We start from the raw sequence: 14,969 nt of genomic DNA on the forward strand, positions 1-14,969 counted from the left end.
CGGCAGGGCCGATTCAGACGAAGACGTGCCCAGCACCAGCATCAGCTCAGCCTTGAGGTAGCGGATCAGCTTGAACACTGAGAAGCCACACAGGCGCGCCACAAAGCCCAGGATCACCACCACAAACAGCAGCGAGGTGATGTAGAACGAACCCACCAGCCAGGCCAGATTGACCAGTGAGCCCAGGCCAAACTTGCCAATGGTGAACGCCATGGCACCAAACGCACCCAGGGGCGCGGCCTTCATCACGATGCCCACCACCTTGAACACAGGCGTCGTCAGCGCGTCCAGAAAGTTCAGCACCGGACGGCCCGCCTCACCCACCATGGCCAAGCCAATGCCAAACAGCACGGCCACCAGCAGCACCTGCAGGATGTTGTCGCCCACGAACGGGCTCACCAGCGTCTTGGGGATGATGTCCATCGCAAAGCCCGTGAGCGTCATCTCGTGCGACTTGGCTACATAGCCCTTCACAGCCGTCTGGTCCAGGTCGGCCACATTGATGTTCATGCCCGCGCCGGGTTGCACCACGTTGGCCACCACCAGGCCCACCACCAGGGCCAGCGTGGAGAAGAACAGGAAGTACGCCATGGCCTTGCCGAACACGCGGCCCACGGTGGAGAGCTGCGACATGCCAGCGATGCCGGTCACGATGGTCAGGAAGATCACCGGGGCGATGATCATCTTGACCAGCTTGATGAACGCGTCACCCAGCGGCTTGAGCGCCTCGCCGTACGACGGCTCGAAATGGCCCAGCAGAACGCCCAGGACGATGGCGAACACCACCTGGAAGTACAGTTGCCGATAGAAAGGCAGCTTCAAGGTCGAGGCTGCGGGAGCGGAATGGTTGTGCATGGAACGGGTCTCCTGGGGTCACGGGTCTGCACCACCGGGGTGCCTCCGGCGCGCGTCAAGGGTGCCGTTTGTACCGCTGCACTTTGTTTCAGCCGATAACCTATTGGTATTAGTCGAGAGCGGCTTCATAGGAGAACGCGCGCACCAAATCAGGGTAACTACTTAGTCCCCAGCCTGGTGCAGCGCACTCCCACCCGCACCCAATTGGCCTTGGTGCCGCACAACCACCCCGCTGGATTCCCATGCCCACGCCCCGCCTTCGCCAGTTCTGGACGCTGCTCATCCTGCTAGCAGGCACGGTGGCCAGCATGTTCGCGGCCGGCCAGTGGGCCTGGCACCGGTCCTTGCTGGACGAAAGCGAGAGCGTGCAGCGCCAGCTGGCCCTGTACGGGCAAACGCTGGCCCAGCGCATCGACCGCTACCGCACCCTGCCCGAGGTGCTGGCCCTGGACGCGCAGTTGCAGGACGCCCTGCGCCGCACCCTGAGCACCGACGAGGTAGCGCAGCTCAACCGCAAGCTGGAGCAGGCCAACGGCGCCAGCCAGTCCTCCACCCTCACCCTGCTCGACCGCGACGGCCTGGCCGTGGCCGCCAGCAACTGGCGCACGGCCACCAGCAACGTGGGCGTGGACTACAGCTTTCGCCCCTATGTGCAGCAGGCGCTGGCCCAGGGGCGCGGCAGCTTCTACGGCATTGGCGTGACCACGGGCGAGCCGGGCTACTTCCTGTCGCAGGCCATCCGCGACGACAGCGGCCATATCCTGGGGCTGGTGGCCATCAAGATTGCGCTGCAGGAGCTGGAGCGCGAATGGCTGCAGACACCCGACATCGTGCTCGCGTCGGACGCGCATGGCGTGGTCTTTCTCGCCAGCCAGGACGCCTGGCGCTACCGCCTACTGGAGCCGCTGGACGATGAAGAGCGCCGTGAGCTGAACGCCACCCGGCAATACTCCGACCAGCCGCTGCGCCCGCTCGACGTCCGCGTGGACGACCGCCTGGACAACGGCGGGCGGCTGGTGCGCGTGCAGCCGTCCGCCGACATGCCCGCCCCGCCCGGCCGCATGCTGTGGCTGACCCAGCCCCTGCCCGGCACGCCCTGGCAACTGCACCTGGTGCACACCACCCACAGCAGCATTGCCGACAGCCGCTGGGCGGCCGCAGCCGGGGGCGGCGGCTGGCTGGCCCTGTCGCTGCTGGTGCTGTTTGTGCGGCAGCGCCAGCGCCTGGCCCGCCTGCGCCAACGCAGCCGCCAGGAGCTGGAGACCGTGCTGCAACAGCATGCGCAGGAGTTGCGCACCGCGCAGGACGGCATCGTGCAGGCGGCGCAGCAGGCCGACATGGGCCTCTCCCGCAGTCTGGAACATCTGCCCCAGGGGGTGGTCATCATCGACGCCGACCTGAAGCTGGTGGCGTGGAACTCGCGCTATGTGCAGCTGTTCCGCTACCCCGCCGACCTGATGCAGGTGGGCCGCCCCATTGAAGACCTGATGCGCCACAACGCGCGCCGGGGCCTGCTGGGCCCGGGCCCGGTAGAAGAAGCCATCGAACGCCGCCTGGCCCACCTGCGCAGCGGCACCCCCCACCTGCACGAAAGCGCCAAGGACGACGGCACGGTGCTGGAGATCCGGGGCAACCCGTTGCCCGAGGGCGGTTTTGTGACCAGCTACGCCGACATCACCAGCTACAAGAACGCCGCACGCGAGCTGCGATCGCTGGCCGACGCACTGGAGCAGCGCGTGGCCGACCGCACCCGCGACCTGGACGCCGCGCGGCGCGAGGCCGAGCAGGCCAACCGCTCCAAAACCCGCTTTGTGGCCGCCGCCGTGCACGACCTGCTGCAGCCCCTGAACGCCGCACGCATGTTCACCTCGCTGCTGCGCAGCCATCTGCCAGGCGACGCCGAACGGCACGCCGTGGACAGCATCGACGGCGCCCTGGCCGCGCAGGACGCCATCCTCAACAGCCTGCTCGACATCTCGCGCATGGAGTCGGGCCAGTTCGATGTGCACATCCACGACGTGGCCCTGGGGCCCCTGCTACAGGTGCTGGGCCACAACTTTGGCGTGCTGGCTGAAAGCCAGGGCCTGCAACTGCGCTGCGTGCCCACGCGCGCCGTGGTCCGCACCGACGACAACCTGCTGCGCCGCATCCTGCAGAACTTTGTCTCCAACGCCATCCGCTACAGCCGGCGCGGGCGCATCGTGGTGGGCTGCCGCAGGGTGGGCGACCACCTGCGCATCGAGGTGCACGACCAGGGCCCTGGCATCCCCGAGGCATTGCAGCGCGAGATCTTTGAAGAATTCCGCCGCCTGGACGAAGGCCGCGCTGACGACCGGGGCGCAGGCCTGGGCCTGGCCATCGTCGAACGCCTGGGCCGCTTGCTGGGGCACGAGATCGGCCTGCGCTCGCAACTGGGGCGCGGCAGCGTGTTCTGGGTGTGTGTGCCGCTGGGCAACCCCGCCGCCGCGCAGCAGGCTGCGCCCCCCGCCACCACGCAGCAACCCGCCGACGACGCCCCCCTGCAAGGCAGCAGCGCCTGGGTGATTGATGACGACGGCCCTACCTGCGCCGCCACGCAGGCTCTGCTGCAGCGCTGGGGCTGCACGGTGCCACTGGCCGCTGGCGCGCCCGAGGCCCTGGCCGCCGCCCAGCCCGGCCAGGCGCCGCAGCTGGTGCTGCTGGACGTGCACCTGGGCGCCGGCCTCCACGGCCCCGAAGTGTTCGCGCAGCTGTGCCAGCGCTGGGGCCAGACACCCGCCGTGATCCTGGTCACCGCCGAGCGCGATGCCACCCTGCGCCGCCAGGCCGCCGAACGCGGCTGGGGCTTTCTGGCCAAGCCGGTGCGCGCGCCTGCACTGCGGGCGCTGGTGAGCCAGACGCTGCTGAGGTTGCAGCAAGGCACGCCTTAAAGCTGCATTTTTGATAGCTTGAGGCGCTTGATGGGCAAGCGCCAAGCACCTATTTCACTGTCAAGTAGGTAATTCCTTTGCCATCCGATGCAGTGACCACGTCCTTGCGCGCCTCCAGCAGGCTCAGCACACGCTGCGCCATGGCCGCCGGGTCTTCTGACCGCGCGGCCTGGGTCTGAATGTGCTTGAGCAAACCAGTTCGTTGCCGAGGCTTGTTCGCGGTCATCTTCTGAAGACTGGCCAGCACTGCCCGCGCCACCTGGGCTGCGGTGGGGGGTTGCGCAGTCTTTGCTGCGGTCTTGCCAACGGCGGGGACGGATGGCTTGGATGGGGCTGAGACGGCGGATTTCTTCGGCACCGGCAGTTGTGCAGGCGCTTTGGAAGCGGAGGCTTTCTTTGCAGTCCCTGTCTTTGAAGGAGCCGTCTTAGCGGCGGAATTTTTCGCCACGGGCTGGGCCGCCACCACGGGCGGATAGGACACAGCATCGCCCTTGACCACCACCCGCTTTCGCGCTTGCAACTGTGCCAATGCGTGGGATGTGCGCGGCGACCGTGCGCTGGGCTCGCCCAACCAACTTTGGAGCAGCACCAACAGCGCATCCTTCTGCGCGGGGCGCTGGGGTGACGCCAGCCCATCCAGCTGGGCCAGCAGTTGCTGCATGTCTGCCCGCGTGGCCTGGGTGCGGGTTGGGGCAACTTTTGCAAGCGAAGGCTGTGCTGCTGCTTTTGAGGTGGTCCTGACCGTCACCTCCACCGCAGGGCTCGCCGCCGACGGGGGCTTTGGCTGCAGCAAGGGCGCGGACTTCAGCGCTGGGGGTGCGGCGGGCGGTGTCGGCATTCTGCGGAACCCACACCGCTGCGCATGAAACCCCAGTTCCCTCGCATGCTCCAACATGGGTTCATACCCCTGGTCGTTTGAGACGACCACAAACGTGCCCTCCGGCTGACGGGCTGAGATATACCCGACGTAGTAAGCCAGCTGGAAATCCAGCGCGTTCCTGCCCGAGCCCGTTCTCGGGATCTGCGTCACCTGCTCTGCTCCATAAACCTGCTGATGCCCCGAAGCGTCCACCGCCTGATGCGGGCCATGGAACAGCCACACATCTGTGCCCTCTGGCACTAATGCTTTGAGTTCATCGCCCTTAGGCTGCACGTTTTCCCAATCAACGAGCAGGTGCACCCTAGGGGCTGTAGGTGCCGGCATGACAGCCACGGCGGCGTTGGGCATCCGAGGTTCCAGCTCCGGGTGCTTGGGTGGGTGTTCAAGCGCCTTCGCACGCAACGTTTGCTCCACGGCCTCTGGAAGGTCTACCCCCGCCTGGTCTGCCATTTGCAGCAGACACAGCAGCACGTCGGCAATCCCATGGGCCACGCGCTCTTTGTGGGCAGGGTCGCGCCCCACGCCGCGCGATTCGCTCAACGTTGTCCACTGGAACATCTCCAGCAGCCCCACCGACTCCACCGTCAGCGCCATGGCCAGGTTCTTAGGTGTGTGGCGAGACTGCCAGTCCCGAGCTGCAGCAAAACTGCGCAGCCGGGCTTGCAGCGCTGGGTAATCCATTCCCTCACTCCTCTTTTCATAGCTACTTGCGCATATCTAACAAGCGCAAGCGCCTATTTTTCTCAAAACCGCCCCTTCAATCCGGCTCCACTCCCTCCGCCTCCAGGCTTTTGACCAGCACCGCCGCCTGCGTGCGGCTGTAGCACGCGAGCTTTTTCAGGATGGCGGTGACATGCACCTTCACCGTGTTCTCGGCCAGGCCCAGCGCGCTCGCAATCTGCTTGTTCAGCAGGCCATCGGCCAAACACAGCAGCACGCGGAACTGCTGGGGCGTGAGCTGCGCCAGGCGCGCGGCCAGTTCGGCGTCGGCCTCGGAGCGCTCGGCCGCCATGGGCGGGAACCAGCTGCCGCCGTCCAGCACGGCCTGGATGGCGTCGCCCATGGCGTCGGCGGGCGCGGACTTGGGGATGAAGCCCGCAGCACCAAACTGCTGGGCGCGGCGGATGACGCGGGGGTGGTCGTTGGACGAGATGATGACCACGGGCAGCTCGGGGTATTCGCCGCGCACATGCAACAGGGCCGAGAAGCCGCGCGTACCGGGCATGCTCAGGTCCAGCAGCACCAGCTCGACCTCGGGGTGGTCCTGCAGCGCCTGGCCCAGCGTGGCGGCGCTGGCCGCCTCCAGCGTGCGGAACTGCGGCAGCCGCTCTCGCAGCACGTGCAGCACAGCCGCACGGAACAGCGGGTGGTCGTCAGCAACGAGGAGTGTGGGCGCGGTGGACATGGAGTGTTGTGCAGTCTGCCACGGGGGCGATCAGCCGCCGGCCTGCGGGCCTTTCCAGAACGCGGGCTGTGCGTACTGGTGCTTGAGGTGTTCGATCCACAGCCGCACCCGCAGCGGCATGTGCTTGCGCTGCGGAAACACCACATAGATGCCGTTGGGCGGCGCCGCAAAATCGTGCAGCACCTCCACCAGGCGCCCGGCGGCGATCTCGGCCTCCACCTCCCAGGTGCTGCGCCAGGCAATGCCGTAGCCCGCCAGGCACCAGTCGTGCAGCACCTGCCCGTCCGAGCAATCGAGAGGGCCGCCAGGCTTGAGGTGGATGACCTCGGTGCCACCGCCTCCGACCGGCATGCGGAACGCCCAGCCCCGTGTTTGCGATGCCTCGCTCGACAGCGTGAGGCAGTCGTGCTGCACCAGCTCGCTGGGGTGGCGCGGGGTGCCGTGACGCTGCAGGTAGGCGGGTGTGGCCACGCACAGGCGGCGGTTGTCGGCAATGCGCACGCTCACCAGCGACGAGTCAGGCAGGTCGCCCACGCGCACGGCGCAGTCATAGCCCTCGCCCGCCAGGTCCACCACGCGGTCGCTGAGGTTGAGCGAGATGGTCACGTCCGGGTGGGCGGTGCGAAAACGTGGCACCAGCGGCGCCACATGGCGGCGGCCAAAGCCGGCCGGCGCGGTGATGCGCAAATGGCCCGTGGCCTTGACGCCCCCTTCGGACACGCTGGCCTCGGCGTTGGCCACGTCGGACAACAGGCGCTGGCAGTCTTCCAGAAAAGCACTGCCCTCGTGCGTGAGGCTGATGCGGCGCGTGGTGCGCACCAGCAGCTTCACGCCCAGGTGTTCTTCCAGCGCATCGAGCCGCCGCCCCATGATGGCCGGCGCCACGCCCTCGGCCTTGGCCGCAGCGGTGAGGCTGCCGCGTGTTGCCACCGACACAAACGATTCGAAGGCCTTGAGTTTGTCCATGGGCGCTGATTATGGGGATAAAGCGGCGAAGGGCCTGGTGACGGACTTGGGCACGGCCTGTGATCGGTTTTAGAGACAAACAGGCCGCATGCGCTAGTGCAACATGCCTGGGCAGCTACATAAATGATAGTGATCCAGCATCACCCCCACTTCACACCAGGCGCGACTTGAGGAACCCCACGGTGCCATAGCGCTTGACCTCGGTGTAGAGGTCGCGCGTGAGGCCCTGCACCATGGCGGTGTAGGCGTCGGCCATGTCGGGGGCGATGGTGAAGTGGTCGTAGTTCACGATCACGCCCACGCGCTCGCCCTGTGCGGCGAGCGGAGCGAGCAGGCGGCGCACTTCCTGCTCGATGGCGTCGATGGTGCTGGCGGTGTTGATCTGCAGGCCCGAGAAGTCGATGTGCAGCAGCTGGCGCGCGGCGTCCAGCTCAAAGCGCTGCACCAGCGGGCGGTTGAGCAACTGCTCGCGCAGGCCCAGCGGGCTGGGCTCGAACAGGCGCAGGTCCATGGTCTGCAGGCCGGGGCTGATGCGCGGCGTGAATGCCATGTGGGCCAGCACATCGCGCTGCAGGTCGATGCCGGGCGCCAACTCGATCAGCTCCAGCGCACCGCCGCCATCCACCTCGCCCGAGGGCACCAGGCGGAACACGCAGCGCTCGGTCACATACAACACGCGCTGGCCGCGCCGCAGGGCTTCGGCGCCGCTGAAGGTGCGGTGCTCGACCTCCCGCACCAGCTTGCGCGCACCGCCTTCGTGCAGGATGTGCAGGTGGCCGTCCACGGCCTCCACCTGCAGCGCGCCTGCCGTGAAGGTGCCGACAAACACCACGGTCTTGGCGTTCTGGCTGATGTTGATGAAGCCGCCCGCACCCGCCAGACGCGGGCCAAACTTGCTCACGTTGAGGTTACCGTGCTGGTCGGCCTGCGCCAGGCCCAGGATCGCGATGTCCAGGCCCCCGCCGTCGTAGAAGTCGAACTGGTTGGGCTGGTCGATGATGGCCTGCGGGTTCACGGCCGCGCCGAAGTTCAGGCCGCCGGCGGGGATGCCGCCGATCACGCCGGGCTCGGCCGTGAGCGTGACGAGATCGATGATGCGCTCCTCAGCCGCCACGTTGGCCACGCCCTCGGGCATGCCGATGCCCAGATTCACCACCTGGTGCGGGCGCAGCTCCAGTGCCGCGCGGCGGGCGATGATCTTGCGCTCGGTGAGCGGCATGGCCTCCAGCGTGTCCATGGGCACGCGCAACTCGCCCGCAAACGCGGCACTGTAGGGCTCGGCAAAGGTCTGGTGGTGGTGCGCGGGCTCGGTGGCCAGCACCACGGCGTCCACCAGCACGCCGGGCACCTTCACCTGCCGGGGGTTGAGCGTGCCGCGCTCGGCGATGCGCTCAACCTGCGCGATGACCACGCCGCCCGAGTTGCGCGCGGCCATGGCAATCGCCAGCGCTTCGAGCGTGAGCGCCTCGCGCTCCATGGTGAGGTTGCCGTCGGCGTCGGCCGTGGTCGCGCGGATGATGCCCACGTGGATCGGAAAGGCCTTGTAGAACAGGTAGTCCTGCCCGTCGATGGGCAGGATGCGCACCAGGTCTTCGGTGGTGCGCGCGTTGAGCTTGCCGCCGCCGTGGCGCGGGTCCACAAAGGTGTCCAGGCCCACGCGCGTGAGCGTGCCGGGCTTGCCCGCAGCGATGTCGCGGAACAGGTGCGTGATCACGCCCTGGGGCAGGTTCCAGGCCTCGATCTGGTTGTCCACCGCCAGCTTCTGGATGCGCGGCACCAGGCTCCAGTGCCCGCCGATCACGCGCTTGAGCAGGCCGGCGTGGCCCAGGTGGTTGAGGCCCCGCTGCTTGCCGTCGCCCTGCCCTGCGGCGTAGACCAGCGTGAGGTCGCGTGGGGTTTGGGTCGTTTCCCAGCGCTGGGCCAGCGCCACGGCAATGCTCTCGGCAAAGCCGATGCCCACAAAGCCGCCCGTGGCCACGGTGTCGCCATCGTGGATGAGCTGCACGGCATCGGCGGCGCTCACGATCTTGTTCTTGTGGGCCGCGTTGAGCGCGCTGGCGTCCAGGGGTGCCTGCATGGGTTTGTCTCCCGGTGGGTTTGTTGTGCGCGCAGCGTAGTGGGTAACGGGCGAAAGCACCATTCAGGGTGACTACGGACTGTCACCAGTTTTGCGTAAAAGTCACTGGTTTAGAGATTTTCAGCGTATTTATGTGGGCAAACATTTGCAATACAGTCTCTCCATGGCCTGCTGTTGCGGGCACCGTTTTTCATTGATCTCCGTTTTCACCACTCTTCTTGAGGCACCCCATGACCGAACGCACCCAAGTCCACGGCCTGCAAGTGGCCACTTCCCTGTACCGCTTTGTCGAAGATAAGGTGCTGCCCGGCACGGGGGTGGACGCCACCGCCTTCTGGAAAGGTTTTGACGCCATCGTGTCCGACCTGGCCCCGCGCAACATCGCCCTGCTGGCCGAGCGCGACCGCCTGCAGACCGAGCTGGACACCTGGCACAAGGCCAACCCCGGCCCCATCCAGAACATGGTGGCCTACCGCGGCTTTCTCGAAAAGATCGGCTACCTGGTGCCCCAGCCTGCCGACGTGAAGGCCACCACCACCAACGTGGACGACGAGCTGGCCACGCAGGCCGGCCCGCAACTGGTGGTGCCCATCCTGAACGCACGTTATGCACTCAACGCCGCCAACGCGCGCTGGGGCAGCCTGTATGACGCGTTGTATGGCACGGACGCCATCAGCGAAGAAGGCGGCGCCGAAAAAGGCAAGGGCTACAACCCCGTGCGCGGCGCCAAGGTGATCGCCTTTGCGCGCCAGGTGCTGGACGACACCGCGCCTTTGGCCTCGGGCTCGCACAAGAATTCGACGGGCTACAAAGTGGAAGGCGGCCAGCTGGTGGTGTCACTCGCCAACGGCAGCACCACAGGCCTGAAGGACGCGTCGCAGTTCAAGGGCTACCAGGGCAATGCCGCTGCGCCGTCGTCGGTGCTGCTGCAGCACAACGGCCTGCACCTCGATATCCAGATCGACCGCAGCACGCCCATCGGCCAGTCCGATGCCGCGGGCGTGAGCGACCTGGTGCTGGAAGCGGCCCTGTCCACCATCCTGGACCTGGAAGACTCTGTGGCCGCCGTGGACGCCGAAGACAAGGTGCTGGGCTACAGCAACTGGCTGGGCATCATCCAGGCCACGCTGACCGAGCAGGTCGCCAAGGGCGGCAAGACCTTCACGCGCGGGCTGAACCCTGACCGTGTTTACACGGCCCCCCAAGGCGGCGAAGTACGCCTGCATGGCCGCTCGCTGATGTTCCTGCGCAATGTGGGCCACCTGATGACCAACCCGGCCATCCTGTGGAAGGACGCACAAGGCCAGGTGCGCGAGATTCCCGAAGGCATCATGGACGCGGTCGTGACTACCGCCATTGCACTGCACGATCTGCAAGGCCATGGCACGAACGGTATTCGCAACTCCCGCAAGGGCAGCGTCTACATCGTCAAGCCCAAGATGCACGGCCCCGCCGAAGTCGGCTTTGCCGCTGAACTCTTCGGCCGCGTCGAGAAGCTGCTGGGCCTGCCCGACAGCACCGTCAAGCTGGGCATCATGGACGAAGAGCGCCGCACGTCGGTCAACCTCAAGGCCTGCATTGCCGCTGCATCGAGTCGCGTGGCGTTCATCAACACCGGCTTCCTGGACCGCACCGGCGACGAGATGCACACCGCCATGCACGCCGGCCCCATGGTGCGCAAGGGCGACATGAAGACCAGCGCCTGGATCCAGTCGTACGAGAAGAACAACGTGCTCGTGGGCCTGTCATGTGGCCTGCGCGGCAAGGCGCAGATCGGCAAGGGCATGTGGGCCATGCCCGACCTGATGGCCGAGATGCTCAAGCAGAAGATCGCCCACCCCAAGGCCGGTGCCAACACCGCCTGGGTGCCCAGCCCCACGGGCGCCACGCTGCACGCGCTGCATTACCACCAGGTGAAGGTGAGCGACATTCAGATCGAGCTGGAAAAGACCGACGTGAACGCCGAGCGCGACAACCTGCTGACCGGCCTGCTGACCATCCCCGTCACCGCCAACCCGAACTGGACAGACGCTGAAAAGCAGCAGGAGCTGGACAACAACGCACAGGGCATCCTGGGCTACGTGGTTCGCTGGGTGGATCAGGGCGTGGGCTGCTCCAAGGTGCCCGACATCCACAACGTGGGCCTGATGGAAGACCGCGCCACGCTGCGCATCAGCAGCCAGCACATGGCCAACTGGCTGCACCATGGCGTGGTGACAGAAGCGCAGGTGCGCGAGACCTTCGAGCGCATGGCCGCCGTGGTGGACCAGCAAAACGCGGGTGACCCGCTGTATCAGCCCATGGCCGGACACTTTGCCACCAGCATGGCCTACAAGGCAGCGTGTGACCTGGTCTTCAAGGGCATGGAACAGCCCAGCGGCTACACCGAGCCACTGCTACACGCCTGGCGCCTGAAGCTGAAGGCAGCACAAGCGGCCTGATTCCCGACTGCAGGCAGGGCCGTATTCATGGCGCTGCCCGCTCTACTTTTGATAGCTGCTAGCGCAATCAACATGTGTACTAGCAGCTATTTTTCTTTCAGGCATTACTCCGGCTCACCTTGTTCAGTTGTGTGAGAGGCGGCGACCGCGTTTGGGACAAGCTGCGCCGTACACTGGCACCGACGCCCACGCGTTCACTCCTATGCCTGCAGCACCACCTACCCACCCCGTTCCGTCTGCCTGCCCGCTGTGCGGGCAGCCCAATCAGTGCGCTATCGCGGCGGGTCTCCCAGCAGAAAGCTGCTGGTGCATGACGCAGACCATCGACCCTGCGGCCTTGGCCGCTTTGCCGCAGGAGGCACGCGGCAAGGTCTGTATCTGCGCGGCTTGCGGCGCGCCAGCGCCAGACGCACAGCCCCCCTCCGCCGCAGGCCACCCGCCTTCGCCGATATGATTTGGGCTTTTCGCTGTCTTCACAGCGCGCGAAGGAACAAGACATGCCCACGTACCACATCGAAATGATGGAAGGCCGCACGGTCGAGCAAAAGAAGAAGCTGGTGGAAGAGATCACCCGGGTATCCGTCAAGATCCTGGGCGGCTCGCCCGAGTCGGTGGACATCCTGATTACGGACGTAAAGCGCGAAAACTGGGCCACGGGCGGCAAGCTCTGGCTGGAGCGCACATCCTGAGTGGTGCAGCCTCCCTCCGTCACTGACCCCGTGGCATCGCCTCACTGCTGGATCGCTTCATGAGCACCGCTTCGGGGTCTCTGGCCGTATTGCGCGAGCGTTATGGCGAGCGCTACCGGTGGCTGTTGTTGCTGTCCGTGATGGTCGGCACCATGGCCTCCATCATGTCCTCCACCATCGTCAACGTGGCGATACCGGACATGAGCCACTACTTTGCACTGGGCCAGGAGCGCGCCCAGTGGGTCACCTCCGGGTTCATGGTGGCCACCACCGTGTCCATGCTCACCACCCCCTGGCTGTTGTCGCGGTACGGTTACCGCGCGACTTATGTGGGCGCGATGTTGCTGCTGCTCGTTGGCGGTGTGGGGGGCGGCCTGGCGCGCGACTTTGGCCTGGTGCTGGCAGCACGCGTCGCCGAGGGGCTGGCGGCCGGTGTCGTGCAACCCATCCCGGCTGTCATCATCCTGTATGCCTTCCAGCCCCATGAGCAGGGGCGCGCCAGCGGCATCTTTGGCATGGGCGTCGTGCTGGCGCCGGCCATCGGTCCGAGCATGGGCGGTTTGCTGGTGGATTGGTTTGGCTGGCGCTCCATTTTTTTCATGGTGGTGCCACTCTGCCTGGCCTCCATCTGGCTGGCGTACAAGTTTGTACCGGTCACCGCCCCTGGAGGGGTTGAGGCCAATCGGCAAGGCCAGGCGCTGGACTGGCGAGGCCTTCTGCTGGGGACGGTGGGAACGCTGTGCCTGCTGAACGGCCTGGTGTCGCTGCATGGCGGCTCTCACGTCGAGGCGGTGGGCTTGCTGATGGGTGCTGTGGTGGCCGTCGCCTGTTTCATTGCCTGGCAGCGCAGGCTGCTGCGCACCGGGCGCAAGCCGCTCATGGACCTGCGCCTCTTCCGGTACCGGCAGTTCGCCATGGGCAGTGTGGTGGCATTCATCTACGGCACCGCCTTGTTCGGCTCTACCTATCTGTTGCCGGTGTTCATGCAACTGGGGCTGGAGCTGTCGGCATCGCACGTGGGCACCCTCATGCTGCCGGCAGGGTTCGTTCTGGCCGCCACCATCGCCATGGTGGGCCGATTGGCGGACCGGCAGCCCACCCATTTATTGGTCAGCACCGGCCTCGGTTTGCTGGCCCTGTCGTTCGGGCTGATGGTATTTGTGGGCCTTGGCTCGTCGCTGTGGATGCTGGTCGCTTTTGCGATCCTGGGGCGCATCGGACTCGGCTTCATTCTGCCCTCGCTGAATCTGGGCTCCATGCGTCCGCTGGACAAGTCGCTCATTTCTCAGGGCTCCAGCGCCATTGGCTTCTTGCGCATGCTGGGCGGCGCAGCCGGGGTCAGCCTGTGCGGCATCGTGCTCGAATGGCGACTCGGCGCACATGGTGCCTCGTTGACGGCCGGAGCAAGCAACCCGGCGCGCATCGCAGCATTCGGTGAAACCTTTTTGATGCTGACTTTTCTGTGCGGGCTGGCGCTGGTGGCCGCCTGGCAGCTGCGCGAGGCGCGGCCAGATTGACAGCAGGCATACCTTGTCCTGATGCTTGAAGGCGGATGCGCGCATTGAGCACCCAAGCCTTTCAAGAAATCAAAGAAACGGAACCTTCGCCATGTGCCAACTCCTCGGCATGAATTGCAATGTGCCCACCGATGTGACCTTCAGCTTTACGGGCTTTGCGCAACGCGGCGGGAAGACCGACCACCATACCGACGGCTGGGGCATCGCGTTTTTTGAGGACAAGGGGCTTCGGCACTTCGTGGACCATCTGGCGGCCGTGGACTCACCGGTGGCCGAACTCATTCGCCGTTACCCCATTAAGAGCCGGAACGTTATCGCCCACATCCGCAAGGCCACCCAAGGCATGGTGAGCCTGCAGAACTGCCATCCGTTCGTGCGTGAGCTGTGGGGCCGCTACTGGGTCTTTGCCCACAACGGAGATTTGAAAGACTTCCGCCCTCGCCTGCATTCGCATTTCCGCCCCGTGGGCGATACCGACAGCGAGCACGCGTTTTGCTGGATCATGCAGGAGTTGGCCAAATCGCACGCCAGCGTGCCTTCTGTTCCAGAGCTGACGCTAACGCTCAAGGAACTCGCTGCGCGCATAGCGCCCCACGGCACATTCAATTTCCTGCTTTCCAATGGACAGGCGTTGTGGGCACACGCCTCTACCCATCTGCACTACATAGAGCGCCGTCATCCCTTCGGCGCTGCGCAGCTGAGTGACGAAGACCTCCAGCTGGATTTTTCAAAGGAGACTGGCGTGAACGATCAGGTGGCAGTGATCGTGACCAGCCCCCTCACGACCAACGAAACGTGGACGGCGTTCGGCAAAGGTGAACTGCTGGTGTTCGAACAAGGCCGACGGCTGCCTATCTGACGCAGAAGATGTAGCGCCGCTGAGGGAGGCGGTGGATATAGGGGCGCGCGGAATGGGTGCACTTCGCTTCTCGCGAGGTTCTACCGATCAGCTCATGCCGTATCGATTGAAGCGAGCGAGCCCATTCCGACAGTTAGATGTGGAGCTGTGCGGACTGTGTAGATGAGGGGCTTCCTGCGCTTGGCGGTCCGGTAAGTCCGATGCAAACCCAGCGAACTGCGGTACCACAAGCGTTGACCAGCCTACAGCCCCTGGCGCATTTCGATGCCTTCCCAAAAGCAAAAAACCCCAGTCATATCTGACTGGGGTTTTCTGGGCTGTAAGAGCCTGACGATGACCTACTTTCACACGGGAACCCGCACTATCATCGG

11 protein-coding genes are annotated in these 14,969 nt (G+C 65.6%); 6 read left to right on the forward strand and 5 right to left on the reverse strand.

The annotated features are described in order from the left end of the window. Positions 1–855: cation:dicarboxylate symporter family transporter (locus DBR23_RS11125; RefSeq protein ID WP_233250398.1), on the reverse strand; the 855-nt coding region annotated here is incomplete at its 3' end. Between the two features lie 242 nt (positions 856–1,097). Here DBR23_RS11125 and DBR23_RS11130 point away from each other — a divergent pair. Next, positions 1,098–3,764: a PAS-domain containing protein gene (locus DBR23_RS11130; RefSeq protein ID WP_108498280.1), complete on the forward strand. Its 2,667-nt coding sequence runs from the start codon at positions 1,098–1,100 to the stop codon at positions 3,762–3,764. Positions 3,765–3,813: 49 nt separating this feature from the next. Here DBR23_RS11130 and DBR23_RS11135 read toward each other — a convergent pair whose 3' ends face one another. From DBR23_RS11135 to DBR23_RS11150, 4 genes are all read right to left on the reverse strand, one after another. Continuing rightward, the gene (locus DBR23_RS11135; RefSeq protein WP_108498281.1) at positions 3,814–5,325 is read right to left on the reverse strand and encodes a PIN domain-containing protein; all 1,512 of its coding nucleotides are present in this window, start codon (positions 5,323–5,325) and stop codon (positions 3,814–3,816) included. A 76-nt stretch (positions 5,326–5,401) separates the two neighbouring features. Then, positions 5,402–6,049 carry a response regulator transcription factor gene (locus tag DBR23_RS11140; protein WP_108498282.1) on the reverse strand — a complete coding sequence of 216 codons (648 nt, stop codon included), beginning with the start codon at positions 6,047–6,049 and terminating at the stop codon, positions 5,402–5,404. A 30-nt stretch (positions 6,050–6,079) separates the two neighbouring features. Next, the gene (locus DBR23_RS11145; protein WP_108498283.1) at positions 6,080–7,015 is read right to left on the reverse strand and encodes a LysR family transcriptional regulator; all 936 of its coding nucleotides are present in this window, start codon (positions 7,013–7,015) and stop codon (positions 6,080–6,082) included. A 151-nt stretch (positions 7,016–7,166) separates the two neighbouring features. After that, positions 7,167–9,092, reverse strand: coding sequence for an acyl CoA:acetate/3-ketoacid CoA transferase (locus tag DBR23_RS11150; protein ID WP_108498284.1), 1,926 nt, complete (start codon positions 9,090–9,092; stop codon positions 7,167–7,169). Positions 9,093–9,322: 230 nt separating this feature from the next. Here DBR23_RS11150 and DBR23_RS11155 point away from each other — a divergent pair, with 230 nt between their 5' ends. The 5 genes from DBR23_RS11155 (at position 9,323) to DBR23_RS11175 (ending at position 14,598) form a co-directional block, all read left to right on the forward strand. Beyond that, positions 9,323–11,533: a malate synthase G gene (locus DBR23_RS11155; RefSeq protein ID WP_108498285.1), complete on the forward strand. Its 2,211-nt coding sequence runs from the start codon at positions 9,323–9,325 to the stop codon at positions 11,531–11,533. A gap of 202 nt (positions 11,534–11,735) precedes the next feature. Continuing rightward, positions 11,736–11,987, forward strand: a complete 252-nt coding sequence (locus DBR23_RS11160) for a cysteine-rich CWC family protein (RefSeq protein ID WP_108498286.1) — start codon at positions 11,736–11,738, stop codon at positions 11,985–11,987. A gap of 43 nt (positions 11,988–12,030) precedes the next feature. Continuing rightward, on the forward strand, positions 12,031–12,222 hold the full coding sequence (locus DBR23_RS11165; RefSeq protein ID WP_108498287.1) for a 4-oxalocrotonate tautomerase: 192 nt from the start codon (positions 12,031–12,033) through the stop codon (positions 12,220–12,222). Positions 12,223–12,281: 59 nt separating this feature from the next. Continuing rightward, positions 12,282–13,739, forward strand: coding sequence for a DHA2 family efflux MFS transporter permease subunit (locus DBR23_RS11170; protein ID WP_108498288.1), 1,458 nt, complete (start codon positions 12,282–12,284; stop codon positions 13,737–13,739). Between the two features lie 91 nt (positions 13,740–13,830). Then, on the forward strand, positions 13,831–14,598 hold the full coding sequence (locus DBR23_RS11175) for a class II glutamine amidotransferase (RefSeq protein ID WP_056065199.1): 768 nt from the start codon (positions 13,831–13,833) through the stop codon (positions 14,596–14,598). The last annotated feature ends 371 nt before the right edge of the window (positions 14,599–14,969 follow it).

It is taken from the genome of Acidovorax sp. HMWF018, assembly GCF_003061035.1.
Taxonomy (GTDB): Bacteria; Pseudomonadota; Gammaproteobacteria; order Burkholderiales; family Burkholderiaceae_C; genus Acidovorax; species Acidovorax delafieldii.

What these genes read in the sequence shown, in the direction of transcription:
- DBR23_RS11160 (WP_108498286.1), top strand. Translation starts at nt 11,736, where the DNA reads ATGCCTGCAGCACCACCTACCCACCCCGTTCCGTCTGCCTGCCCGCTG.
- DBR23_RS11135 (WP_108498281.1), bottom strand. Translation starts at nt 5,325, where the DNA reads ATGGATTACCCAGCGCTGCAAGCCCGGCTGCGCAGTTTTGCTGCAGCT.
- DBR23_RS11170 (WP_108498288.1), top strand. Translation starts at nt 12,282, where the DNA reads ATGAGCACCGCTTCGGGGTCTCTGGCCGTATTGCGCGAGCGTTATGGC.
- DBR23_RS11130 (WP_108498280.1), top strand. Translation starts at nt 1,098, where the DNA reads ATGCCCACGCCCCGCCTTCGCCAGTTCTGGACGCTGCTCATCCTGCTA.
- DBR23_RS11175 (WP_056065199.1), top strand. Translation starts at nt 13,831, where the DNA reads ATGTGCCAACTCCTCGGCATGAATTGCAATGTGCCCACCGATGTGACC.
- DBR23_RS11165 (WP_108498287.1), top strand. Translation starts at nt 12,031, where the DNA reads ATGCCCACGTACCACATCGAAATGATGGAAGGCCGCACGGTCGAGCAA.
- DBR23_RS11140 (WP_108498282.1), bottom strand. Translation starts at nt 6,049, where the DNA reads ATGTCCACCGCGCCCACACTCCTCGTTGCTGACGACCACCCGCTGTTC.
- DBR23_RS11155 (WP_108498285.1), top strand. Translation starts at nt 9,323, where the DNA reads ATGACCGAACGCACCCAAGTCCACGGCCTGCAAGTGGCCACTTCCCTG.
- DBR23_RS11150 (WP_108498284.1), bottom strand. Translation starts at nt 9,092, where the DNA reads ATGCAGGCACCCCTGGACGCCAGCGCGCTCAACGCGGCCCACAAGAAC.
- DBR23_RS11145 (WP_108498283.1), bottom strand. Translation starts at nt 7,015, where the DNA reads ATGGACAAACTCAAGGCCTTCGAATCGTTTGTGTCGGTGGCAACACGC.